Source organism: Oceanisphaera ostreae (genome assembly GCF_042676125.1).
GTDB lineage: Bacteria > Pseudomonadota > Gammaproteobacteria > Enterobacterales > Aeromonadaceae > Oceanimonas > Oceanimonas ostreae.
In genome coordinates, this window is record NZ_JBHTJS010000035.1 from 18,961 (window position 1) to 44,622 (window position 25,662).

Consider the following 25,662-nt stretch of genomic DNA (forward strand, 5'->3'; position numbering starts at 1 on the left):
ATCCATTAGTAAATCACCTTTTCCAAGATACCCAGTTCAAGTGGCACCTGTAAAAGGCGACCAAAAACAACCCAGATAACAGCAGTAGAAACTACAGCAGTAACAATGGATACCGTCCAACTTGGACGATAAAAGAAATATAGCAACAGGCTCAGCAGCACCGCGGCAACTACAGGGAAACCAAGTATTGGCGTCAGTAATATATAGGCAATGATTGCCGTAACTACTGCCAACAAGGTTAAGTAAAAACGTTTAATAGGGACTTCGTTAGCCCATACCATCCAAGGGGCGTTACTACGCAACCCTCGCACAACCAACAGCCCACCAAACGCGATTAATAGTCCCCCTATTACGACAGGGAAGGTCCCTGCCCCATACTCCTGCTGCGGTAAATTAACCAGACCTCTGGAGTTCGTTATTACCAACACCCCAAATAGTACTGTCACTAATCCTGTGATTTTGTCATTACTGCGCATACGACCGTCCTCTGAGTTGTTTAGGCTTAGTTGGCCAGACCAAGCTTTTTAATCGTTACTGCGTTCTTTTCATCTTGTTCCTTCATATAAGCCTCAAACCCGGCGGCATCAGCCCATACAGGACCAAATCCACGGCCGACCATAAAGGATTGAAACATTTCAGAGTGGAAAACCTTATCCGCAGCTATTGCTAAACGTGTGGTCACATCCTCTGGCAAATTAGCAGGGCCAACCAAACCACGCCATGAGCCTTGAGTCCATTCATCACCGGTCACTTCTTTTGCAGAAGGTACCTCTGGGAATGTACTCAATCGATCATTCGACAGTACCGCGAGTGTACGGATGCGGCCTGATTTGCTCATAGACTCTGTTTCTGGCAGTGAATTGAAAACAATATCAACGCCATTAGCTGCAAGCTCTTGTAAACCAGGAGCGGCACCTTCGCTTGGTACTAAGTTGATAGTTTGGGGATCGATACCCTGCTGATCAATAAAACCGGCAAACGACAGGTGATAGGCGGCGCCCGGAGCAGAACCCGAGACGGTAAAGGTATTCGGTTTTGCTTTGATATCGGCCAATGCATCGCTTAGATTTTTCCACGGCGAGTCTGCATTTACAGTAAAGCTTGCGTAATCAACGTTAAGCAAAGCAATAGGCGTGAAGTCGGTGTATGAAATATCCGCCGTACCTATGTTCTTATAGGTAGCGATTTCGGCAGTGCCCAATCCTAGAGTGTAACCATCGGGTCTCGCTCTCTTCATGGTCATGTGCCCAATGACGCCTGCACCACCCGTTTTGTTAACAACATTGACCGGCTGACCAAGCTCTTCTTGGAGTCCCATGGCCAATTGGCGTCCTACAGCATCTGAGCCACCTCCAGCAGACCAAGGCACAATTAAAGTAATAGGCTTAGATGGATAATCAGCGGCACCGTAAGCACTACCAGCAGCAACAGTGAGTACGGTGGCGCAGAGAACATTAGATAATTTATACATTAAAAACCTCATTAATTTTATAGGGTTAAGCAGGTTTTGGGTTCATCTATACCGCAAAAAAATGTGGTGTGAATCCCCATGCAGAGCGAATGTCGGCTGTACTACCTCAAAGACCCCGACTCGCCTAAAGCAGTATCAACGCGACACAAAGATTTTGCAAGTATTTACAACTATGTATTTTATTTATTAATCAAATGTCACAGAAAATCGCTTTAAAAACTCAAATAATGATAACGCAAAGTGAAACCAACACTCACAAGTAAACAGCAAACCATTGAATTTCATCCCTTTATTACCAAAAACCATGTTAAGTGATTTTTTGTAATCAATTTATCTCATCACAGTGCCACCCTAAACAGAATGATACTGACGCCACATTAGTTGTAATTATTTGTTTGCCACCTAGTTTCCCCTGCGCTATATTGTGAACGTCTAACACCCGCAGCAACTGAGCACTCGCTGCACTCATCATGTGAAGCTCATTCTAAAACCCAAGGAATTGATATGTTTAACGATCTGAAAAATAAGAAAGTTCTGGTTACCGGCTCAACTAAAGGTATCGGTTTGGCGGCCGCTCTGGAGTTCGCTAAGCAAGGTGCGGTGGTTGGTATTAATAGTCATATTTTGGATGCTGATGCAGAGCAGGCGATTGCTCAACTTGAAAGCCTCGGCGCTAGCTTCGCCTACTTTAAGCACGATCTCAGCCGGAGTGAGGAATGCGCAGCACTGGTTAGCGAATTTGTAGAACAGTTCGGCGCACTGGATGTATTAGTCAATAATGCTGGCGGCTTAGGCATACGTGCAGGCCTTGAAAGTCTCGATGACGCGGCTTATGACTTGGTTTTTGACCTGAATATTCGCTCGGTGGTTATGACGACCAAGTATGCCATCCCTCACCTAAAAGCCTCTGCTGCTAAAAGTGGTAACACTGCGGCGGTGATAAGCACAGGCTCCATTGCGGGCCGTGAAGGTGGTGGCCTCGGCGCATGCTTGTATGGTGGCTCTAAAGCGATTATCCACAACTTGCATCGTAATTGGGTGAAAGAGTTCACCGCCAGCAATATCCGCTTCAACGTTGTTGCACCCGGTACCATCGACACCGCATTCCATGACGACAAAAGCGTCGAGTTAAAAGAAAAAATCCGCAATTCAATCCCTATGGCCCGCTTCGGTACATCCGAAGAGTGTGCACCTACGTACCTATTTTTGGCTTCACATCAGGCTAGCGGCTACATCACCGGTCAAGTGATTGACGTTAACGGCGGACAGATGTGTCCGTAATCGCTGCTATCTATTGATAGTGCAGCTATTAATGATGCAGCGCGTGGTCACGCCCTTGTGAGTTAGGCAGGGGCGCCTTCTTCATCTTTCTTTAGGGTATTTTTTATGGATCTCCAAGGACACCAGCTTATTGGTCAACAATCTGTCGCAGCGACCGGTAAGCCGATTTACGCCGTTAACCCTGCTACCGGCCAACGCATAGAGCCGGGCTATGGCAGTGGCGCTATGAGCGAAGTTGATCAGGCCTGTCAATTAGCATGGTCGGCATTTGACAGTTTTCGCGAGACGACATTGGCTGCCCGAGCAAATTTCCTAGAGACAATTGCAACGGAAATTGAAGCGCTTGGAGACGTTCTGATCGAACGCGCCATGCTTGAAACCGGTCTGCCTCGTGCAAGGCTAGAAGGTGAGCGTGGCCGGACTTGTGGTCAATTACGGCTTTTCTCTAACGTTATTCGTGCCGGCGAGTGGCTAGACGTTCGCATTGATCCTGCGCTCCCTGATCGCAGCCCCCTACCTCGTGGCGATCTGCGTCAACGACAAATAGCGTTGGGCCCAGTGGCAGTCTTTGGCGCCAGCAACTTTCCCCTAGCTTTCTCAGTTGCCGGTGGTGATACCGCCTCGGCACTCGCTGCCGGTTGTCCGGTCATTGTTAAAGCTCATTCAGCTCACCCCGGCACTTCCGAGCTGGTAGGTCGTGCGGTGCAAAAAGCGGTGGCTATTTGTGAACTACCCGATGGCGTCTTTTCATTACTGTATGGCGCGGGTAACGATCTGGGCCAAGCACTAATTACCGATCCTCGTATTCAGGCTGTTGGCTTTACCGGCTCTCGTAGCGGCGGCACCGCCTTGATGCACACCGCGAATAATCGCCCACAACCCATCCCAGTTTATGCCGAAATGAGTAGCATAAATCCTGTGGTTCTCATGCCGGCGGCATTGGAATCTCGAGCTGACGCTCTGGGGCACGCCTTTATTGCATCACTCAACATGGGCGCAGGACAGTTTTGCACCAACCCGGGGTTGATCTTGGCTATAAAAGGTGAGGCGCTGGGTCGCTTCATGGCGGCTGCGGCTGATGCTGTTGGTAGCAGTGCGCCACAAACCATGCTAACACCAGGTATTTACGCAGCTTACAGCGCGGGGCTTAAGCAATTGCGTGACAGTGGAAAAGTTAGCGAGATTGCTGCTAGCAACCTCCCTACCGAGTCAAAAAGCCCATGCCATAGCACGCTGTTTTTGGCCAGTGCGGCAGATTTTATCAACGATGAAAGATTACACGCCGAAGTGTTCGGCTCCTGCTCGCTGATTATCGAATGCTCGGATATGACCCAGCTACAAGAAGTACTGGAGCACCTTGAAGGCCAGTTGACCGCCACGTTACACATGGATGAAACCGACCACGCCGCCGTTAAAGGGCTGTTACCCACCCTAGAGCGCAAGGCCGGCAGAATTCTCGCCAATACCTGGCCCACGGGTGTTGAAGTATGCCAAGCGATGGTTCACGGCGGCCCTTGGCCCGCGACCTCGAATAGCCGCAGCACTTCCGTCGGAACCGCGGCTATTTACCGCTTCCTACGCCCGGTGTGCTACCAAGACCTTCCGCAAGTACTATTGCCGGAGGCTCTCAGAGACGATAACCCGTTAGCTATCTCGCGCCTGTTAAACGGTATACGCGAGTAACGCCGCTCAATTCACAGGCTGGGATCTCACTCATTGAGCCCAGCCTGTGATACCGCAGCAAAAAACTGAAATGACCCAACGTCATGATCGCGTAGATAAACACCGCAGAAAAAGACAACTAATTACACAATGTAATTTTCAGTCATAAATAATCTGCTTAAATCCGTATCAACTAGCTGCATCCATAACAAAAAACAGAACATTAACCCTATAATAACAACAAGATAGGTAAGGTGGTGATTATTTTTCACCACCAAAATAAAGATGTAAATATTTGTTTGATTTGTTAAGTGAAGACACCTATAGTCTGTTCGTACACTCCAACATCCATAAAGAGAAACTGACATGAGTACACTTGAGAACACCCCAACTAAGACCTTATCCAGCACGGCTAAAGCAGGCCTGATGCGCGCATCTACCGCGTCACTGCACACCATTTTGTTCAAGCGTGGCTTGCGTAACACCTACATCCAAGGTGTGAGCAAGATGAATAACGGCACCGTAAAAATGGTAGGCCAAGCATTCACCCTACGTTACATTCCTGCACGTGAAGACATCGACACGGTAGCCGCCTTCAGAGATCCTCAGCATCCTCAGCGCCTTGCCGTAGAGACAGTTCCTGAAGGCATGATTTTAGTCTCTGACTGCCGTCAGGACGCTTCAGCGGCCAGTGCTGGCAGTATCTTGCTTAGCCGCCTCGAGTACCGTAATTGCGCAGGTTTTGTATCTGATGCTGGCATTCGTGACTCAGAGCATGCCGCGACGATGAAGATGCCGGTTTTTAGCGCAAAAGCTAGCGCACCAACCAACCTGACCAAACACCATGGCGTTGATATTCAAGTACCCATTGGTTGCGGTGGCGTCGCTGTATTTCCGGGTGACGTACTAGTCGGCGACAACGACGGGATCATCGTCATACCGCTCGACATTGCAGAAGAAATCGCTGAAGAAGCAGTGAAAATGGAAGCGTTTGAAGATTACGTACTTGAAAAAGTCCGTATGGGTACACCAGTCATTGGTCTTTATCCACCTAACGAGCAAGCGCAGGCTGAATATCAATCGTATATGGAAAGCCGCTAAAACACTGCAGTAAAAAGGTGCTGCACAAACTAGTAAATAATAAAGATATACATAACCTGACGATAGCGCTGTCGAATTAACTCTCTATAAAAATAAACAAAGAGAAAATAGATAGCGCTCGTTAGGTTATCGTATTGATTAACGAAATCTGCTATAAATATCTACGCGACTAAATTCAAATAATGTTTATATTCCACCGACTTACCTTACATACTATTGAATAATTTGTTAGGACTAACTTTGTGCATATATATTCGCCTAATGCTTAATAATCTACTTCTTTGTGTTTATTTAGGTTATAAGCCACCAGTACTACGTGCGAGTAAAGCCACCTAAAACGGAAACTGCTGTCATGAGTTCGTCTGCCCTATTACCCCGTCATATCGCCGTTCTGGTGCTCGCCCTGCTAGCTTGCTCTTTCGCCGGCAACCATGTGGCCGCACGTATTGCTTTTGATCATGACGCTGGCTTGTTGCTCGCCATACTCAGCCGTTCTGGGGTGACCATGCTGGCGTTACTCTCTTTGATCATTTGGCGGCGTGAATCACTTCGGTTCAAGCCTCAAGCTTGGGGTTGGCAGTTGTTGATGGGACTATTAATTGCCATCCAAAGCTTTTGCATCTATTCCGCCGTTGCACGCATTCCCATTGCATTAACGCTACTGGTGGTTAACCTCGCTCCCATCTTATTGGCTTTGCTTACCTGGGCTCTAGGTGGTTCACGACCAACGGGCCGCGCTAGCTTGTTGATGGGCCTTATTTTGTTTGGCTTGGTACTCGCGCTCGACTTACCGTCTCGTCTCGCCAATCCCGGTGAAATTGATGCCAGCTTTATAGAAGGTATGTTATTTAGCCTCACTGCCGCAGGCGTATTTGCTTGTGCCCTGTGGATTACAGATCACAGACTGGACAGCATGTCTGGCTTAGTACGTAGCATGCTAACGCTTGCGGTAGTATTCACCACGACAACCATAGTCGGCGCAGCAGGGCTGGTTCCGGGCGGAATGAGCTTGCCCACCGCTCCTACTGGCTGGATTGCACTAGGCAGCTTAGCCGTATTATATGGCACTGCATTCTCAGTATTGTTCACCTTTATCACGCGCCTAGATATTGCACGTAACGCGCCAGTAATGAACATGGAGCCCGTAGCCGGACTAATATTCGGCTGGCTAATTCTCGATCAATTTTTAGGCGAAATACAAATTGCAGGTGGGATGATTGTGGTCTGTGGGATAGTCATGCTCGCTTATGCAAAGACGCCTGACAGACAGCCACCAAAACCATCCTAAGGCTGTGAGTCAGGTAAGAATACGCTTCTTTGCTGATGCGTATTATCGGTATTCAGAAACCAAAAACTGCGAAACTGTACGCTATGAAAAATAACAAATAAACAACGACTCACCGTACTTGTTGTTTTTTGTAATAATCATATGCTTCATACTAGGTTATGCACTCTATTATATTAGCTTGTAGAGATATTACCTTGCAGAAAAACCGTTCATAATGCTAAAATTTTGTGATAAGTCAGCCTTTATTTCGAATTTATAGTACGAATAGCAATGCTAGTGAAATTTATGAAGTTCTGTCATATTTTATTGTTAGGCTGAACACTTAGTTAACGTTGTAAAATTTTGTCTTTTTTATGACGTTAATAACCATGCTTGGGGTGCAATTGTGATGCAGATACAAGAACCAAAAATTAGTGGGACGCTCTCATCGATGGTTTACCAGAAGATTCTGATTTCCATTATTAATGGCGAGTATCCAGTGACTGAGAAGCTACCTAGTGAGGCTAAGCTTTGTGAGAAGTACAGTGTTTCTCGACCCGTATTGCGAGATGCGTTAACGCGTCTCAAAGAAGACAACTTAATTGTGTCTCGAAGAGGATCAGGTAGCTTTGTCGTTAAACGACCCGATGAAACCGTGCTTTCATTCTCTAAAATATCCAGCATTTCAGACATTCAACGGTGTTTTGAGTTTCGCACCAACCTAGAAGGCAGCGCCGCAGGTCTTGCTGCCACTCGCCGTACCGCTGTTCAGCTTAACCGCATCATTGGCGCAGCGGAAAAAATCAATGGGGCAAACAATATCCAAGCCGTAGCCAGTGACGAAGATTTTGAATTCCATCTCGCTATTGCCGAGGCGTCTAATAATCAGTATTACTCGACAGTCATGAAGTCACTGCGTGAGAATATTAAAGAGGGTATGAATATCACCCGAACGTTATCATTGCGCTCTACAGATAATAACCGCATCACTCTAGTTCAGGATGAACATGATGCGATTGTGAAATATATCGTAGATGAAGATGCCAAAAACGCAGAGCTAGCGATGAGGGCACACCTGAATAATGCCAGGGTGAGAATGTTTGAGGGAACCGATAGCTAAGTCTCACCCTGTGTTTATTGAGCCCGTTAGCGTAAATACCATGAAGCGGGCTCGGCGGTACGAATTTGCTCAATTTTACCCTGCTGCAAGACATATTCAGCCGCGATTTGATGGCAGAGAAAAAATGGCATGCTTTCAGTAAACCCATAGGCGCCCGCAAAACCAAAGATTAATTGGTCATCAACGTCCACATCATTGGCTATCGCCAAGGTGCCCAATTTATCTAAACTGGTACAAAGTGGGCCATGCAGATCAAAATAATCAGGCTTTGCTGATGACGCTCTGAGCATCGCCACAGGAAAAGGTTGTTCGGTGATTGCTGGGCGCATTAAATGATTAATACCGCCAGCGAGCACTAATTGTTGGTGTTGAAAATTTTCTTTACGATCAACCACCGAGGTCACGTAATAACCCATTTCAGCGACGGCAAAACGGCCTAATTCTAACCAGAGCTCGCTAACACCAGCTTGTGCTTTTATTTTTGCTAAGTCGGCGACAATGGTTGGCCAGCTTAATCTCTGCCCTGTTTGCAGATAATCCACCCCGAGCCCACCGCCTAAATCTAATACCTCTAACGTCATCCCTAGTTGTTCGGCCAGCGATAACAAGGGCGTGACCATTTGTGACCAAAGCTCAAACATGCGTGTATTGCTGAGCATATTTCCCCATTGGAAAATATGTAAGCCATTGATATTTAATGCAGGAAAATCGCTTACTTTGACCGTCTGCCACGCTTGGCAAGATAAACCAAACGGCGTCACTTCATTACCACCTAAAGGATTTTTTTCGCCCTCAGACCACTGTAACTGCACGCGTAACAACACTTGCGGTTGGCAAGATAATTCACTCGCGGCTTGGTTAAGCCACTGCAACTGGTTCAAACTCTCAACTACAAACGTGCGCACACCTTGACTAAGAAAGGCTTTCATTTGCCGCTTTGACTTGGCCGGGCCAGTATTCAGAATGCGCTCGGCGGGCACATCTTGCGCTAATACTTGGCCGAGCTCGCCCTGACTCGCAACATCAAAATTAAACCCCTGCTGCGCTAACGTGGTTATTACGCGCGACAATGGGTTGGCTTTAACAGCAAACCAAAGTTTAATCACGTCTTGGCGCATCAGCATCGACAAGTGTTGCTCAAGAAAGTCTAAATCATAAAGAAAAAAGCCGGCTTCATCTTGCTCGGTGTCAGCACTCTTTTGCAGCGCTGCATTGTGCTCGGCTAGTGGCTCAAGTACCGCAGGTCTAAGCCAGCTTGGCCTCGCTGTCGAATGTTGTATTGCAGTCATTTTTTGCTCCTAACGCAGCACAGATTCAAGCTCTAAAGCGGCATTACTGCTGGCATCGCGGTATTTCACAATTAACGCACACGCCATGTTAAGCCCTTGCTGCTCTGCCCAAGCACCCGCAACAGGTCGGGTACCTGGCACTACTACGGCATTTTCAGGAATATCGGCACCTTTTTCCAATATCACCTGATTAACACAGTCATAAACCGGCACCGACGCCGACAATGACACTCCTGGTGCTATTACCGCGCCTTTTTTCACCACAATGCCTTCAACAATAATCACCCCGGCACCTAAGAAGGCATTATCTTCAATAATGACCGGTCTCGCGCCAATGGGTTCCAGCACACCACCAATTTGCACCGCGGCGGAAACATGCACATGCTTGCCGATTTGTGCACAGGAGCCAATCAGTGCATGGCTATCGATCATAGTGCCGCTATCAACAAAAGCACCAATATTGATATAGGCAGGCGGCATAATAATCACGCCCGGCGCTACATACGCACCACTACGAACCGATGAACCGCCGGGTACCATTCTCACCTGATCGGCAAGGGTAAACTCACGCGCAGCTAGGTTATGTTTATCAATAAAGCCACGATAAATGCCCTCAAACTCGATATTTTCTCCGGCTGCAAATGCCGCTAGAATTGCTCGCTTTACTGCCGTATTGACTTGCCAAGTACCGTTACTATTTTGTTCTGCCGCGCGCACTTTACCGGTTTCTAGATCTGCTAATGTTTGTTGCCAAGTCATGAGTTAACTTCTCGTAAGTTAGTTGAGTCAAAGGTCTGCTATCGATTGTTTTGATGTATTGCCCTCGAACTATTGCCGTTCTAGAGCTTTAAAGCTCTGAAAATATCAAGGACGACGTGTGGCCTTTACGAAGGCCACAAGCTTGCCTCCTATAAAATGACAGTTACAAGGGAATTTCACAACTCAGCGGGGTCGGTTTTGCAAGCTAGTACTCACAGAAATAGCGGGGCTTATTGTTCGCACAGGTAGAGAACTAATACCAATTACAGTAAAAGTCTAACCTATTTAAGCTGGACTAGAGGAAACAGAATCAGCTCCCACGACACGCCATAAACCCATCCATGGGGGCTCGGGAAATGCCATCCTTGGCATTGTCACGGTCGTGGAAGCCGATCTCTGCTACCTCTCCTTCAGCACTGTTATGTCTGCTAACCCCAATCTAAGTAAGTATGTGATCTGTTTTGAAGTTGAGCGCTAGAGGTCCAAAGGTCAGCTTTAAGCGCTAATATTTATCCAAGTAAAAGCACAAAAAATGGGAAATACCACCCCTCCCCGAGCGTAGATACTCTGTTCGGTGTCCAGGTCTCACGTTAGTTTTGTAGGTTGGTCTCTTTTAGGCCGTACCACCATTATTGTGCGAATAAATTCGCCCCTACAAAAAACAAGGAGCCATCCTGAGCGTAGATACGTCGAATTCATTCGACCTCTTTAGGCCGTGCTATGGTTTTTGGTCGATTGAAATAGACCTACAGAAGACATAAAAATCTGATCAGTTAGTTTTCCTGATTGGTATAACCCCACCCACAAGCGGCTCCGTGGTATAGGGGCGGATAAAGGGTTCTACTCCACCGACCATCACATAACAGGGCCAAAAAATGCTCCTGCCGTTTCGGCACTCCCGCCGTCCATGGCGGTCGGATGTTATGTGTTTGAGCGCACATGGGGCGAGCTTGCCTCGCGGTGACGAGTGGCTTTGGCCTGATCGAACATCCAGTGAATGTTCGCAGTAGGCTGAAACCGTGAGTGTCATTAATCCGCAGCGTGTCGGTGGAGTAGAGCCTTTGTTCGACCTTTACATGAAATAAAATCAGACCATTTGTTTAGTGTAATTGGTATAAGGCGGGCTTTATACATGCAGGGGCAGTAATTTGGCAGAGCTTATTGTCGGATCTGATCATCGCGCATCGCTAAAGCCCTTGGCATTGAATTAGATTAAAGGGAGCGATGCGCGTCTATTATGAGGGGTTCCGCAAGATTATGGCGTGATGGGTGAAAGCAAGTCTGGGTTAGTCACCAAGTTTCTTACCCCGTGGGCGTAATCTTCTTCGAACACATTGTCGTTGCACCACTCACCCACGGAGGCAACGTTAACCTTGGCAACTTGCGGGCGAACTCCCCAGCTTACCTGAAAAGGAGAGCCATTTTCATTGTAACTAGGGCCCGTGGTGGAGCCGGCATATTGCACCGATTTTCCTGTGCTGACTGGCAGATTCAATACCTGAAACTTGCCATTTTGCTGACTGATGTCCGTTAATTCAGCAAAGTCCTGAGCTTGGCTATCATTAACCAGCACATATACTTGTGCTTCTACTCGTAACTGTGGGTTTTTAATCGCCTCGTTAAAACAAGCCCCCAGCGTTGGCCCCGGTGCGACTTGTGCCGTTGAATAAACATAATGTACTTCTATGGTGTCACCTGCATTTAGGCTGCCATTCTGGCTGACACAGATATCGCCAGCAATCGGCGCCAGCTCGGCTTTGGTTAACGCGCCCGAATAACGGTAGCCACTAGCATGTCCTTTACCGTCACCATTACCGGCATATTCAGAAAATTCGCCACCCAAATGCTCGGCATTTTTATGAAAATGAATATTACACAGGTTCATTTCGCTATAGGGCGGTGCGGCATTAAACAGCACTCGATTCTCACCTTGAATGGTATTTAGATTACGGGGTGACTGAGGGCCAAATCCTTTATTTTTGGTATTGTCTGCAAGCGTTGCTCTTTGCTCGGCAATCACCTGATCAGTAACTGGTTCGCTTGAATTAACCGGGGTAGTTTTGGCTGCAACATTGAATGAGATGGCAGTGGTTGCCGCTAGTAAAATAAGTGAATTAGTTTTCATCCATTTATCTCCTTGATAATTGTGATGGGTCACAATAAAAAAAGCCCTGCACCATAAGGAGCAGGGGCTATGCTTAGTTTAAGTAATATTAATAATTACTCGGTAGGTTCACCCGAAAAGCCTCTTAACCCCACGACATGTACTTGTTCTTGTTTGCCGTGTACTTTGCGGATCAGCTTATAGGTGGTGCCTTTTTCGGGGCTGATATTTTCTGGTGCCGCTATTAATAACTGCATGTCTTGGCGCTCGCACAGCTCAAACAAGGTGGCGATAGAGCGGGTATCTAGGCGCGCAGCTTCATCTAAGAACAACAAGCGGCACGGCAGCACATCGCGACTGCGCAAATGGCGAGATTCATCTTCCCAGCTTTGCAGCACCATCAGCAAAATCGCCTGCCCGGTACCAATGGCTTCACCGGTAGACAGTGCACCACTTTCGGCACGCAACCACCCGTCGGCTCCGCGCTGCACTTCTACGTCTAAATCAAGATAATTACGATAATCCAATAACGCTTGGCCTAGTACCTGTGGGCTACGATCACCTTGTTCAAGCTGCGGGTTTAAGCGCTGGAATAACTTGCCCATAGCTTCAGAAAAGCTGATTTCTTTACTGCCAAATAAATCCTGATGGCGCCCTTCTTGGTCGCTTAATGCTTCCAACAACCGTGCATAGGTATCTCGAATATTCACGTTTAAGCGCACCCCGCCTACTAAGCCAAAGCTGATGTTCTGCAAGCCTTGGTTAAGTTGGCGAATACGGTTTTGTTCGCGGCGAATAATGGTGTTTATTTTGGCGGCCACTTCGTGAGACGACAGTGACAACTGGCCTTCTCGCTGTTGCAGCTCGTCGGCCAAGCGACCCAGCTCTACTTCCATTTCTTCTAGCGCTTCTACCGGGTCGTCGGCACGAATAATGTCGTGGCGAATACGCGCCTTAAGATGGCTAAACACCAGAATATAAAACTGTACCTTTTGTAGGGTATTGCGCTGGCCTTCGCTAAGACGTAATGCATCACGCAGCTCTTCATCATTGGCCACCGCCATGCGCAGGGCGCCCAATGCTTTATCGGAAATAGAACGTAGCTCGTCGGCCTCTAAATAGGCCAATTCGGGGCGCGCTAAACGCCGTTCAACGTCATGGTCTCTCGCCAACCGCACCACTTTGGCCCAGTTGGCTTTATGGCTCACCAGCGCCTTACGCGCCGCAAAGTAGCCTTGACCGTCTTTGCTCAGTCGTTGACTTAGCGACTCTATTTCACGGTTGCTTACTTGACGCTGGGCCTCGGTTTGGCTGCGCTTGCTGCGCGTGTGCACGAGCTCGTTTTCGCGATCGCGCTTAGCGGCCAATGCCGTTGCTTCCATATCGGGTGCAAGCGTAATGCCCAGTGCGGCAAACTCACTTTGAAACTCATTTAAGGTTTGGCTGCGAGCATCGTGCCCGGTGGTAAGTGCGGTACGCGCCTGCAGTGCATCGGTCACCCGGCCACTCAGTTGTTCTAGGGTAATACTGGCTTTGCGTCGTGCAGCTTCGGCCTGCACCAGCTTGGCTTTTAGGCTGTCGTTCATGGCTGAGCTTTGATCGAGCAATTGCTCGGCATCGGCATAGGCCAAATGGGGCAAGCGCGCCACTAGCTGGGTTAAGGCATAAGTACGGGTTCGCGCCTCGGTTAATTCGGCTTCTGCCGCGGCCACCTGTTGCTGTAACGCATCAAACTCTGCGGGATCTTGGCGTAATACTTGTACTTGCTCGCTCAATCGGCCCAACTTTTGACCATGCAGAGCCATAAAGTCACGCGCTTGAACTAACGCATCTTGCTCGGCAGTAGCCGCGGCTAGTCGTGCATCTGCATCTTGATCGCCGAGTTGGTCTGCCAACGGCAATAAGCGATGCAACAGCGTTTGCTGCTGGCGTAATTGTTCACGCTTGGCCTGCCACTGAGCAAGCTCAGCCGCCGTACTCGCCAAAGTGGCCTCTATTGCCGTTTGCTGAGCCGCCAGCTGTTCAAGCTCGGCTTCTGGGTTGGGGCCAAAGGCGTGTTGCATGCCATCGCTAACGAATTCACTGAGCTGATGATACAAACGGCTTTGCTTTTGCTGGGTAAACGCCGAGTCGGCATACTCGCTATTGGCCGTTTCTAGCTCAAGATTAAGCTGCTCAATTTTGGCCTCACGGGCGGCGCGACCAAATAACGGCTCGGGTGAAAAGCGCGAATAGCGCAGTTGCCGTTCGCCATTTTTCACCCAAATCGCATTATCCAGTTCGGTGGCGTGCAGTACGTCTTCATCGAAGGCATCTGGGTTGCCCTGAATTAAGTACACATCTGCAGGACACGACTCTAGGGCGTGCAACTGGTCAAGCGCCGCTTGTGGGTCGACCACGACAATACCGTTGCGCGCCGGGCCATACAGCGCCTCATAATACGGCGCGTCTTCTACCGCTATATCGTCGTACACATCGGCCAGCAAGGTGCCGCCCAATTGTTCGCACAAGGCGACTAAGCGCGGATCCGCATCACTGCCGCCGTGTAAGCTGCGGATTTGCTGTTCTAGCTGCTGCTTGGTGGTTAGCGACCGCTGCTTGTGCTGCTCTGCACTGTGCTCTGCGCGCAACGCTTGTTGCATGGCCGCCGTTACTTCGCTGCTATCGGCTAGGGGTAAACCCGATAACTCACGCAGTCGGTCTAGTTGCTGTTGGGCTTTATGCCAGGCCGGAGCTTGGCGACGTTTTTCCGCCACTTGCGGGGCAATTTGCCCCTGCTTGCTCTGCTGCTGGCGTTGGTTATCCGCACACTCGGCTAATTGGTCTTCTAGCTCCGCTTTTTGTTCTTCTAGCTCGGCCAGCTGTAGCTCAAGACTGGCTTCATCCTGCACCGGTCTACCTAAACGAGTGAGCTCGGTTTGCAAGGCTTGCGCTTTATCGCGTTTTTGTACGTTTTGTTCGGCTAGGCTGTACTGCTGGCGAATGCTGGTTTCACGGCCCAACAAGGCTTGATATTCACGGCCCTGCTCTAATAATTGATTAGCGCGAGCAAAGGCTTTAGCGCGATCGGCTTGGCCGTCGATGCCTTGTAATAGCGCCAGAGCCTGATCGTATTGTGCTCGTGCCGCCTCGGCCAACGAGAGTTGCTGGCGATGTTCAAGCACTACGCCGGTCAACTCTTGCTCACGTACTTGGTGGGCTTGTTCTTGCGCTTTTGCCTGCTCGGGGGTTAAGTCTGGCAGCCCACATTGCACTTTGGCCTCGCCCAATGCGCTGCGCGCTTGGCGATATTGAATGGCGTGGGTTTGCTGAGTGTCTAGTGCCTGCTGATAATCCGCCAACTGGCTTTTGAGACTATCGACTTCTTCATCGGCCGCTAATTTACTGGCACTGGCGTCTTGATGTTGGTCTTGCAACTCGGCCAGGGTTTCTTGCTGAATGGCCAGCTTTTCTGCTAGCTCGTCCAGTTCATGCTGATAACCCTGAATTTTTTCATTGAGCTTAACGCCGTTTAGCACCCGCGCTAAATGCTCGGAAGCCATGTCTAGCTCTTCGGTCATCATCCGCTCGCGAGCACCTAAGTGCTCGAGCTCATCGGCCAGGTAAATCAGTCGCGCCCGCTCTTCGGCTAAAATCTTGCGTTCGTTAGCCAGAGCCTGACGAGCGGCCAGTGCTTGCTCTGATAGGCGCTTTTTCTCGGCACTGTTACGCACGTAATCCGCCGCCACATAATGGGTGGTTTCGGTAATTAACTGGCGAAAAACATCACGCTGCCGCTGGGTTTCACGAATCGCTTCTAGGGTGCGACGGTTTTCAAAAATAGCCGCTTCCATGTCATTGAAGGCTTGGCGAATACCGGCATTTTCTGGCAATAAATAGTCTTTTAGACTGCGGCTAATGGTGCTGGAAATGCCGCCATAGAGTGAGGCTTCAATGAGGCGATAAAACTTCACTCGGTCGCGCTGATCTTTGAGTTTGCGCGGCGTCACGCCGACATCAAACAAAAAGTGATGATACTCAGTCACGGTATTAAAACGGGTAAATTGCAGATCGCTGGCAACGGCGGCCGCTTTTAGCTCGTTAAGGGAGCGCACCTGACCGCGGCCGTCTTCAAGCTCGGCGAGCAACAACTCGGTGGGCTTGATTTGAGTGCCCATGTTGGCGTTAACGCCACGCACACTAAACGCCGTTAAATTCACTTTGTTATCGCGGTTGGCTACCTGCTCTAGGTGCACGCCAAACCACACTCGCTCCCCTTGGGAGGTGTCTATCTCAATCAGCGAATAACAATGGCCCCGTTGCAGCTTGCCGTATAAGCCCTTATCACGGCTGCCAGACTGGCTGCCCGCTTCGGTGGTATTACGAAAGTGCAGCAGGCTTAAATCGGGGATCAAGGCGGCAATAAACGCCGCCATGGTGGTCGATTTACCGGCACCATTACCGCCCGAGAGGGTCGTCACTAAGGTATCAAGTTCAAAGGTGCGAGCAAAAAAACCGTTCCAGTTCACCATGGTCAGTGAGTGAAACTTACCACGAGCAAACGGCGGCACTTTTCCCTCACTCATGGCTTCCGGCTCTGGCATAGCCGCGCTATTAGGTAACATTTCGGTCATTATACTCACAGTTCATCCTCCTGCTCGTCTTGTTCGGACTCATGTGATTCACTGTCATTAAGGGTGTCATCACCGGCCACCGCTTCACCGTCTCTGATCATGCGCAACTGCAGCTCGCGAGGATCTTCATCGGTGCGCACGTCGGCGGCAAACCGAAACACCGCTTCACTAATACGAAACTTATCTTGGCTGCCAACGGCACTGACCATGCCCAATCGTTTGAGGCGGCGAATGGCACTTTTTAGCTTATCTTGCAGCTTGCGACGGTCTAAATCACTGCCGCCGGCACGTTGATTGACCATACGCAGCAACGCCGTTTCATTGGCCAGCGTTAATACTTCTTCTTGCAAGTCGAGCAACGAAAATACCCCCTCGTTAATCAAGCGGTCGGGGCTTAAATAGAGATAACACAACACCTTACCCACCAGCATTTCCAGCTCGGATAAAATGGAGGTGTTAATTTCGCTGGTCGAACGCGGCCGCAGATAATAAAAGCCCTCTGGCGCACGCATCAGCTCCACTTGATAGCGCTGATAAAACGCCTCTAACTCGGAATAATATTCTTGCAGCAATGAATGTGATTCCAGTTCATCGGCACTAATATGGCGGCCAGTGCGCAGCTGGTTATCCAGCGCCGGAAATAGCGGATTGGCAATGGCTTGGGCCAATCGAGGGGGAAGCGCGAGTTCAGTATTGGTCGATAACATGTGCTTGTACCTTGGCCCCGTGGGCGTTAATGCGTTGCCAGTCTGGCTGGGCGGCACCCAGACACTCGGCGTTGGCATGCCCCAACTTCGCTGCTTCATCAATCAGCAAGCGGGCAATATCAAAATGTTGGTAGTGCGGAAAATCTTCTAAATAAGCGCGCAGTACCGCGGCCATGTCTAATGGACGGCCCGACTCGGAAAACCCGTGCAGATGTTCTCGAATGCGCCCCGACAGCTCGGCGGCTACATCAATCATCTCTTGGTATTCCAGTTCATCGGGCAACTCGCCGGTCACGTCATCGGCATAGGCGGCCAGCGTTTCGGCCCTAAGCTCCAGCAACGGCTCGGCCTGCGCAATGCGCAGCTGCCAGTTATGCAGCTCGAACAGGCGGATAGACTCACGCAACCGTTGGCTAAAGGCGCGGTTTTTGTCCATGTCGATGGCGGTGCGAATAAAGCGGTGCACATGCAAGTCGTAACGTGCCCACAGCTCAATACATTGGCTGCCCCATAAAATAATGGCGTCAAGGCGTGCCTGCAACTGCTGGCACAACGGAGCCAACTCTATGCCACGCGCTTGCTGTTGCAATTGCTCTTCTATATTAAGCAGATTGAGCTGCAAGCCGTGCCCGGCTTTATCGAGGGTGTCTTGTAATTCACGCAGGGTGTGGCCCGTTTCACGCAATAATTGCTCGCAGGCGGCGATGGCTTCGTGCCAGTTTTTATTTAACAGCGCGGCAATATTGGCTTTTACTACGTTTTGTTGCTCATCCATGGCGCGCTGGGTGTCGTCAATGCGCGCCAGCTGATCGACCACCGAATACGTCAGCCGCCCTGCCACGTCTTGCTGCCATTGTTCGGTGCTTGGATTGGCGGCAATGGTGTCGGAAATTTTGTTTAAATCTTGGCTAATTTGCTCTAACTGCAACGACAGTTTAATTTGGCTGACATCGCGCTGCGCGGCAAAAAACTCGACAATGGCCACGCCTAAGCGCGTTAAACGATAGAGGCTGTCGCCATCACCGGCCTCGGCCTGAAAACGACTCAACAGCCGTTGGCGCACTAGGTCATTGATGGCATTGTTGGCGCGGCTCACTTGGGTATCGTCAGCCTGCTCAAAGCCTTTGCTAACAAAGCTAAAGGCATGCAGCAGCTCGGCTTCCGTCAGCTGCGGTTGTTCGCCGTCTCGGCTAAAGATCTGTATGGCCAGCAAAAACGCCAACCGATCTGGCGGCAGGTTTAGCTGACATTGCTCTTGTTTCACCCAACCAATCCAGTCCGGCAGGGTGCGGGACATCTCTGTCATTTTGCTGCTCTCTTTATCCCCTGCGGGGAGCTATAAGCCGTACGTTATAAATTAAAATTTAAAGCGACAAAAACTGTAAAGGGTGAAGCGTTAAGCGGACGCGCTTCGGTCTGGTGTTTCCCTTTGCTCTTCACCCTTTACTCTTCACAAGGCCTTTACCTTAAGACCTTACCAAGTAAAAAATTCGCCCTTAGTCTTAATCTTAATTTTTCCGTGGGTTCCGTGGCGAAAATATCTCTAGTCTTTGAGGTTTAGGGTTCGCTGTTATGTTTACCCCTTCACCCTTTACTCTTTACTCTTTACTCTTCACACGCTACTCATTTAGCTTGGTGTCGGGCGCTCGGCGCTGGTCTTTTTGGCAACAACATGAATATAACGGCCTAAATGCATAAACGGCTCTTGCTTGGCATGGGCCAGTTCCATGGCGATCACTTCGTCGGCCTGCTCCACTCTAATGCGTTTTTCTACCATGTAATCGTGGATCACCCGCACGCCACTACGGGTGGTTATAACAAAGCCAAGCGCTGCCAGCCAGTCATAAACCTGTGGCGGTCGGCAAGGCCAGCCAGGAGTCAACTTTTGACGTCGCTTTTTGACCAAGTCGGCGTATACATAGTCAAAGTGCCCCATCACCAAGCTGTGATACAAAAGCCCATCGCGGTTATAAAACATCAAAGATAGATGACCATCATCCACCAATAACGCCTGCAAACAGCGCAATAAGGTAGCCTGATCCTCTACCCACTCCAATACCGCATGGCACAACACAATATCAAACTGCCCAACATCGGCGACCGTTAACGACTGAATGGGCCCATGAATAAACGTAAATTGCGATAAAATCTCTTTTTCACTGACTTGTTCACGCGCCAGCGCTAGCATTTCGCCAGACAAATCACACAACACCACCTCGTGGCCTAATGCCGCCAGCGGTTGTGACAAGGGGCCAAAGCCGCCACCCGCATCTAAAATGCGCAGCGGTCTGTCATTGGGCAGGCTAGCCAACAGCTCATCTAAATCTCGCTGCACCACGGCCACACGAATGCGACCTTTGGTGGTGCCATAAATGTTGCGGGCAAACGCTTGGGCTTTGCCATCAAAGTTAGTATCAAAATTAGTATTAGACTGCACTGGGTATTTCTTAACGTCTCAGGGGCCGCTATTCTGTCATAACCAGTAGGGTTAACAAATGAGTGTGTGCGTGGGATCAGTTTTTTTGGCGAAAAAATGGCTCGGTAGCCTATTATTACCGCTGCCTTTGTTGCTCATCATCGCTTTGTTGGGCTTATGGCTACTGCAGAGGCGGCATAAACGCAGTGGAACAAGTTTGCTGCTACTGTCTTTGTTTACCTTGTGCTTGCTGTCAACGCGGCCCGTGGCCAATGCGCTTATTGCCCCACTGGAATCACGCTACCCGCCGCATTTGCCGCCGACTGAACTCGCTCAGCCAAGCTCGAACCTGCCGCAAGATATTATCGTGCTGGGAGCAGCCCAAGTCGCAGACTCCTCCTTGCCGCTGTTAAGCCAGCTGGGACAAGCCGCTTTAATACGCATTACCGAAGGGGTGCGGTTGGCCCATGCCTACCCTAATGCTCGACTTATAGTGAGCGGTTATGCGGGGGGCGAAGGCCGCTCTAGTGCCGAGTTATATGCCGATGTGGCGCAAGCCTTAGGCATAGCAGAGTCACGTATTGTTGCCCTGTCCTTGCCCAAAGACACGGCTGAGGAAGCCATGGCCATAGCGCCGCTGATTGAGAACCGTCATGCATTATTAGTCACTTCGGCCAGCCACATGCCCCGCGCCATGGCCTTGTTTCATCATCAAAATGCCACGCCTGAAGCCGCCCCCGTGGGCCATCATGCTAAAGAAAGCCACGCCCAACTGCCGCTATACAGCTATTTGCCCAAAGCTCATTACTTAGTCCGCAGCGAGATAGCCTGGCACGAATATCTCGGTCTCTTAAGTACAGCTATAAGCCGTCAGATAAAGATAGAAACAAAGGCTCATGATTTTTTTGCAACAAAATAGATGACAAAAATGAGGTTATCTTTAACTTACAGCTTATAGCTTACGGCTAACAGCTGCCCGAAGGGCTCTGGTCTTGCTAGAGTCCTGCCTTTATAATGCTTCCATTTATTGTACAGGGATTAAAAAATGACACAGAGCACTCGCCAAACGTTAGTGATGGGTAACTGGAAGCTTAATGGCAGCAAGGCCATGGTGGCCAAGCTGATTAATGCTTTGCAAACCGCAGCAACACAACACCCCGCCGTGGCGGTTGCCGTATGTCCGCCTGTGTTATTTTTGGGTCAGGCTCAGGCACTATTAACTGACAGCCCCATTGCGCTGGGCGCACAAGATGTTGATATACATAACGAAGGTGCCTTTACCGGCGAAAACTCCGCCGTTATGTATACCGAATTTGGCGTGCAATATGTGCTAGTTGGCCACAGCGAGCGCCGCACCCTGCACGGAGAAAGCAATGCCATGGTGGCGGCTAAATTTGCTACCGTACAAAATGCCGGCTTAACGCCGGTGCTGTGTATTGGTGAAACCCTAGCGCAGTTTGAAGCCAATGAAACACAAGCCGTGGTAGAGCGTCAGCTGCAAGAAGTCATCTCCCATTGTGGCATTGAGTCTTTTGCCAAGGCTGTAATCGCCTATGAGCCCGTGTGGGCCATTGGTACCGGCAAAACTGCCACTCCCGAGATTGCCCAAAACGTACATGCCGCTATTCGTACCTTTTTAGCAAGCCTAGATGCCACAGTGGCGGCCAAGGTGCAAATTTTGTACGGCGGTTCGGTAAAAGGCGCCAGTGCCGCCGGCCTATTTGCCATGGCCGACATCGACGGTGCATTAGTGGGCGGTGCCGCCCTGCAAGCAGACGAATTCGCCGCCATCATTAGCGCGGGTTAAAACGTCCCTTCGGGGAGCGATGTGCCTTAAGCCGTACGCTGTAAGCAAAGACTGAAGTATTTTGACTTACGGCGTACAGCGTAAGGCTTCCAGCCGTGTTTTATTTAAACTAGAGAAGCATAAATGATTAAACGCATTGGAGTACTGACTAGTGGTGGCGATGCACCGGGTATGAACGCCGCCATTCGAGCCGTTGTTCGAGCTGGCCTGCACTATAATCTTGAAGTATTTGGTATTCGCAGTGGCTACAAAGGCCTGCATCAAGATGACATTGTGCCGCTAGATCGTCACTCGGTATCCGATGTAATCACTCGTGGCGGTACTTTTTTAGGCTCGGCGCGCTTCCCGGAGTTTAAAGACGAAGCCGTTCGTCTGCAGGCAGTCGAAAACCTGAAAAAACACGCCATTGACGCGCTCGTCGTCATTGGCGGTGATGGCTCTTACATGGGAGCTATGAGTCTCACCGAGATGGGTTTTCCGTGTATAGGTATTCCCGGTACTATCGATAACGACATTGCCGGCACCGACTTTACCATCGGGTTTGACACCGCACTGAACGTGGCCGTAGAGGCCATCGACCGACTACGTGATACCTGCAGCTCACACAATCGTATTTCGGTAGTCGAAATAATGGGCCGCCATTGTGGCGATCTTACCTCCTCTGCCGCCGTGGCCGGTGGTGCCGAATACGTGATTGTGCCGGAAGTGGCGTTCGATCAGGACGAGCTGATTCAGCAAATTCATGAAGGGGTCGCCAAAGGTAAAAAACACGCCATTATCGCCATTTGTGAAAACATGTGTGACGTTAACCGCTTAGCCTACGATATTCAGGCCGCCACCGGTCGCGACACTCGCGCCACCACCTTAGGTCATATTCAACGCGGCGGTACCCCTACTGCTCAAGACCGTATTATGGCTAGCCGCATGGGCGCACGCGCCGTAGAGTTATTACTCGAAGGCTACGGCGGCCGTTGCATGGGGCTACAAAGCACCAACATAGTGCACCACGATATTATCGACTGCATCAAACACTTAAAACGCCCCTTCAACGAAGAAATGTACCAATTGTCGAATACCTTGTTCTAAAGCACCTTCGGTGAGCTGTACGTTTTACGCAGTACGCCTTACGTTAAAGATAAATACCGGCCTTTGTAGTCCAACGCTTCAGCTGTTGGTTCTGCGGAGCAGAAGGGTTTATCTTTAGGCTTATAGCTGACAGCTTTACTCTTAGCGATCGTGTTATCTTTATATGATGAAGTTTAGATGCCGCTACTAACAAAAATCATTGAACTCGCTAATAAACGGTCAAATATTGCAGCACTGTGGCTTTATGGTTCTCGAGCAAGAGGCGATCATCATGCCGACAGTGATTATGATTTGGCTGTCGTCTTTACTCACTGGCTACCTGATGCCCTTTCTCGTAGGTTAAGGCCAGAAGAACTGGCGCTCGCCTCCCACGACCGTAAAATGCCAAGGACGGCATTTCCCGAGCCCGTATGGGGCAGCTTGCTGTCGTGTATCTTTGTTGGGTAATGGAACGAGTATCCAGTGAATATCTCTTGGCTAAGCCCCCTACAATAAAAATTTCTTACGCCCTTGTCCTACTTCCGTGGATTCCGTGGCAAAAATGGTTCTGAGTTTATATTTTCCTCCTCACTCTTTACTCTTGTATAGTTTTTTAGCTCAACCGCCATAAACAGCATTTAAAATACAAGTTATTGTTCTGGATCACGTTTCCTTGTGTGATTAGCTCCTATACTGCATTCGCGTTCAATACCAAATGTACATCAGTAAGGAGAAATACGATGAGTGGATGTTGTGGCGGTTGCGGTGGTGAACATACCCGACAGGAAGAAGAAGAACGAGCAGCAGCAGAGGCCGAAGCTCAGGCTGAACAGCAGCAATCAAAATCTGAGTAAATATCGTGAAGGGTGCCGTGTTTACACCTCCTCCTTCGCTCTTCGTTTTTAGAGTAAAGCGACCGCAACCATGACTTCAGATAGGTCCAGCTCGAGATATCAATAAGACCAAGCAACGCTTGGCTTCCCCCTTCCCCCGTGATTAGCCATAATGACTGCCATTTTGTATTTTTAAGGCCATGGTCTGATGGATAATCTTGATCTGAACTTCATGGTGCTGCTACTGGCCGCCCTAGCCTGCTTTATCGGCGCCTATGTACAAACCGCCATCGGTTTTGGCATGGCCATTATTGCCGCCCCCATCTTGTTTTATCTGGAACCCGCTCTAGTGCCCGGCCCATTGATGGTCGTGCTGCTGGTCATGTGCATGATGAACGGCTGGCGCTTTCGTAAAGGACTAGAGCTAAATCTACTTGCCCCAGCGCTGCTGGCCCGTATTCCCGGCAGCGCTATTGGGGTACTGTTGCTGGCAATGGTCTCTCAACAATCGTTAGCCTTACTTATTGCCATCACCATCATGCTCGGAGTGCTGGTGCGGCTAAAGGACATCGCCCTGCCGATGACCCGCACCAATATGGCGCTGGGCGGATTTTTGTCTGGGGTAATGGGGACCAGCACTACCATCGGCGGACCACCCATGGTGCTCGTGATGCACGGGGCAGACATACACCGCATTCGCGCCAATTTGGCCGGCTTCTTTGTGGTGTCCACCATGATGTCGGTCGTGGCCCTTGCTCTGGGGGGGGTTCTTTCGCTGGAACACCTCAAGTTAGCCCTGCCAATGATACCCGCCGCCCTGCTCGGCAACTGGGTCGCCGCTCGTACTTTACACCTAGTCTCTAAACCCATAACGCACTATGGTTCTTTGCTACTTTGTACTGTTGCCGTTATTGGCATGTTAATTAACACTTTTTATTGAACATCGACCTATATCCACAATATATACGGCATTGTTAAATGTAGCGTAAAGTCCGATAATGGCGGCTGTCATTTTATATTGCCGAGTGATCATGTCTGAATACTTGCTGTTGTTTGTCGGCACCGTACTGGTCAACAACTTCGTACTAGTCAAATTTTTAGGGCTTTGCCCCTTCATGGGCGTGTCTGGTAAGCTTGAAACCGCCATCGGTATGGGTTTAGCCACTACCTTTGTACTGACCCTTGCGGCCGCTTGTTCATATCTAGTGAACCAGTACATTTTGCTGCCTCTAGATTTGACCTATTTACGCACCTTGTCGTTTATTTTAGTGATCGCGGTGGTGGTGCAGTTCACCGAAATGGTGGTGCACAAAACCAGTCCTACACTGTATCGTTTGCTGGGCATTTTCTTGCCGCTAATCACCACTAACTGCGCCGTATTAGGCGTGGCATTGCTGAATATCAACGAACAACATAATTTTATGCAAAGCTTGGTATATGGCTTTGGGGCCGCACTTGGGTTTTCACTGGTATTAGTGTTATTTGCCGCCATGCGCGAACGCTTAGCCGGTGCCGATGTGCCAGCCCCCTTTAAAGGTGCGGCCTTGGCCATGATCACCGCCGGCTTAATGTCTTTGGCCTTTATGGGCTTTACCGGACTGGTGAAGTTGTAATGAACAATATTTTAATCGCCATTGCCGTATTAGCGCTACTGGCGCTTATTTTTGGCTTAATTTTGGGCTTTGCTGCAGTTAAGTTTCAGGTGGAATCCGATCCCATTGTTGAACAGCTAGATGAGCTGTTACCACAAACACAATGTGGCCAATGTGGGTATCCGGGGTGTCGGCCCTACGCCGAAGCCGTGGCCAACGGGGACGACATAAATAAATGCGTGCCGGGCGGCGAAGCCACCATGATCAAAATTGCCGACTTAATGGGCGTAGAGCCCCAGACCTTGGGCGAGGCCGCCGCTGTGCCAGAGAAACGCGTCGCCTTTATTCACGAAGATATGTGTATTGGTTGCACCAAGTGCATTGTAGCCTGCCCCGTAGACGCCATAGTGGGGGCCACCAAAGCCTTGCACACCGTGATTGCAGATGAATGTACGGGCTGCGACTTGTGTGTTGATCCCTGTCCTACCGATTGCATCGAGATGATCCCCATTACGGTCACCCCCGATAACTGGAAATGGCAACTCACGTCCATCGCCATTAAACAGGTAGATTAA

Annotated in this window: 21 protein-coding genes; 12 read left to right on the plus strand and 9 right to left on the minus strand. The window is 49.7% G+C overall.

What is annotated here, in order from left to right:
• Positions 1-5: 5 nt before the first annotated feature.
• Both ACFQ1C_RS08595 and ACFQ1C_RS08600 read right to left on the minus strand, forming a co-directional pair.
• Positions 6-476 (minus strand): tripartite tricarboxylate transporter TctB family protein, encoded by a 471-nt coding sequence (locus ACFQ1C_RS08595; RefSeq protein ID WP_379558193.1) that lies wholly within the window; start codon positions 474-476, stop codon positions 6-8.
• A gap of 26 nt (positions 477-502) precedes the next feature.
• Complete coding sequence (locus ACFQ1C_RS08600) at positions 503-1,471, minus strand: Bug family tripartite tricarboxylate transporter substrate binding protein (RefSeq protein ID WP_379558194.1); 969 nt, start codon at positions 1,469-1,471, stop codon at positions 503-505.
• A gap of 504 nt (positions 1,472-1,975) precedes the next feature.
• Here ACFQ1C_RS08600 and ACFQ1C_RS08605 point away from each other — a divergent pair.
• The 5 genes from ACFQ1C_RS08605 (at position 1,976) to ACFQ1C_RS08625 (ending at position 7,902) form a co-directional block, all read left to right on the plus strand.
• Positions 1,976-2,752, plus strand: coding sequence for an SDR family NAD(P)-dependent oxidoreductase (locus tag ACFQ1C_RS08605; protein WP_379558195.1), 777 nt, complete (start codon positions 1,976-1,978; stop codon positions 2,750-2,752).
• Positions 2,753-2,857: 105 nt separating this feature from the next.
• The gene (locus ACFQ1C_RS08610; RefSeq protein WP_379558196.1) at positions 2,858-4,435 is read left to right on the plus strand and encodes an aldehyde dehydrogenase (NADP(+)); all 1,578 of its coding nucleotides are present in this window, start codon (positions 2,858-2,860) and stop codon (positions 4,433-4,435) included.
• Positions 4,436-4,780: 345 nt separating this feature from the next.
• Positions 4,781-5,515 carry a ribonuclease activity regulator RraA gene (locus ACFQ1C_RS08615; protein WP_379558197.1) on the plus strand — a complete coding sequence of 245 codons (735 nt, stop codon included), beginning with the start codon at positions 4,781-4,783 and terminating at the stop codon, positions 5,513-5,515.
• Between the two features lie 352 nt (positions 5,516-5,867).
• Entirely contained in the window at positions 5,868-6,803 is a 936-nt protein-coding gene (locus ACFQ1C_RS08620) for an EamA family transporter (RefSeq protein ID WP_379558198.1), read from the plus strand.
• A 388-nt stretch (positions 6,804-7,191) separates the two neighbouring features.
• Positions 7,192-7,902 (plus strand): FadR/GntR family transcriptional regulator, encoded by a 711-nt coding sequence (locus ACFQ1C_RS08625; protein ID WP_379558199.1) that lies wholly within the window; start codon positions 7,192-7,194, stop codon positions 7,900-7,902.
• A gap of 26 nt (positions 7,903-7,928) precedes the next feature.
• On the opposite strand, the gene ACFQ1C_RS08630 is transcribed toward ACFQ1C_RS08625, so the two are convergent.
• The 7 genes from ACFQ1C_RS08630 to ACFQ1C_RS08660 all read right to left on the minus strand — a co-directional run bounded on the left by ACFQ1C_RS08630 (position 7,929) and on the right by ACFQ1C_RS08660 (position 19,811).
• Positions 7,929-9,191 (minus strand): PLP-dependent decarboxylase, encoded by a 1,263-nt coding sequence (locus ACFQ1C_RS08630; protein WP_379558200.1) that lies wholly within the window; start codon positions 9,189-9,191, stop codon positions 7,929-7,931.
• Between the two features lie 9 nt (positions 9,192-9,200).
• Positions 9,201-9,950, minus strand: coding sequence for a 2,3,4,5-tetrahydropyridine-2,6-dicarboxylate N-succinyltransferase (locus ACFQ1C_RS08635; RefSeq protein WP_379558201.1), 750 nt, complete (start codon positions 9,948-9,950; stop codon positions 9,201-9,203).
• 1,255 nt (positions 9,951-11,205) lie between these two features.
• On the minus strand, positions 11,206-12,075 hold the full coding sequence (locus ACFQ1C_RS08640; RefSeq protein WP_379558202.1) for a delta-class carbonic anhydrase: 870 nt from the start codon (positions 12,073-12,075) through the stop codon (positions 11,206-11,208).
• A gap of 95 nt (positions 12,076-12,170) precedes the next feature.
• A complete protein-coding gene (gene mukB, locus ACFQ1C_RS08645; RefSeq protein WP_449290067.1) occupies positions 12,171-16,667 on the minus strand; it encodes a chromosome partition protein MukB in 4,497 nt (1,498 codons plus the stop codon).
• A gap of 5 nt (positions 16,668-16,672) precedes the next feature.
• The gene (gene mukE, locus ACFQ1C_RS08650) at positions 16,673-17,374 is read right to left on the minus strand and encodes a chromosome partition protein MukE (RefSeq protein ID WP_379558203.1); all 702 of its coding nucleotides are present in this window, start codon (positions 17,372-17,374) and stop codon (positions 16,673-16,675) included.
• Entirely contained in the window at positions 17,355-18,680 is a 1,326-nt protein-coding gene (mukF, locus tag ACFQ1C_RS08655) for a chromosome partition protein MukF (RefSeq protein WP_379558204.1), read from the minus strand. Before mukF ends, mukE begins: the two co-directional genes overlap by 20 nt.
• A gap of 321 nt (positions 18,681-19,001) precedes the next feature.
• Positions 19,002-19,811, minus strand: coding sequence for a methyltransferase domain-containing protein (locus tag ACFQ1C_RS08660; protein ID WP_379558205.1), 810 nt, complete (start codon positions 19,809-19,811; stop codon positions 19,002-19,004).
• Positions 19,812-19,896: 85 nt separating this feature from the next.
• Here ACFQ1C_RS08660 and ACFQ1C_RS08665 point away from each other — a divergent pair, with 85 nt between their 5' ends.
• The 7 genes from ACFQ1C_RS08665 to rsxB all read left to right on the plus strand — a co-directional run bounded on the left by ACFQ1C_RS08665 (position 19,897) and on the right by rsxB (position 25,662).
• Positions 19,897-20,709, plus strand: a complete 813-nt coding sequence (locus tag ACFQ1C_RS08665; protein ID WP_379558206.1) for an ElyC/SanA/YdcF family protein — start codon at positions 19,897-19,899, stop codon at positions 20,707-20,709.
• A gap of 126 nt (positions 20,710-20,835) precedes the next feature.
• Entirely contained in the window at positions 20,836-21,597 is a 762-nt protein-coding gene (gene tpiA, locus ACFQ1C_RS08670; RefSeq protein ID WP_379558207.1) for a triose-phosphate isomerase, read from the plus strand.
• Between the two features lie 123 nt (positions 21,598-21,720).
• Positions 21,721-22,683: a 6-phosphofructokinase gene (gene pfkA, locus ACFQ1C_RS08675; RefSeq protein ID WP_379558208.1), complete on the plus strand. Its 963-nt coding sequence runs from the start codon at positions 21,721-21,723 to the stop codon at positions 22,681-22,683.
• A gap of 177 nt (positions 22,684-22,860) precedes the next feature.
• Entirely contained in the window at positions 22,861-23,130 is a 270-nt protein-coding gene (locus ACFQ1C_RS08680) for a nucleotidyltransferase domain-containing protein (protein WP_379558209.1), read from the plus strand.
• Positions 23,131-23,703: 573 nt separating this feature from the next.
• A complete protein-coding gene (locus ACFQ1C_RS08685) occupies positions 23,704-24,435 on the plus strand; it encodes a sulfite exporter TauE/SafE family protein (RefSeq protein ID WP_379558210.1) in 732 nt (243 codons plus the stop codon).
• Positions 24,436-24,526: 91 nt separating this feature from the next.
• Complete coding sequence (rsxA, locus tag ACFQ1C_RS08690) at positions 24,527-25,108, plus strand: electron transport complex subunit RsxA (protein ID WP_379558406.1); 582 nt, start codon at positions 24,527-24,529, stop codon at positions 25,106-25,108.
• Positions 25,108-25,662, plus strand: a complete 555-nt coding sequence (gene rsxB / locus ACFQ1C_RS08695) for an electron transport complex subunit RsxB (RefSeq protein WP_379558211.1) — start codon at positions 25,108-25,110, stop codon at positions 25,660-25,662. Before rsxA ends, rsxB begins: the two co-directional genes overlap by 1 nt.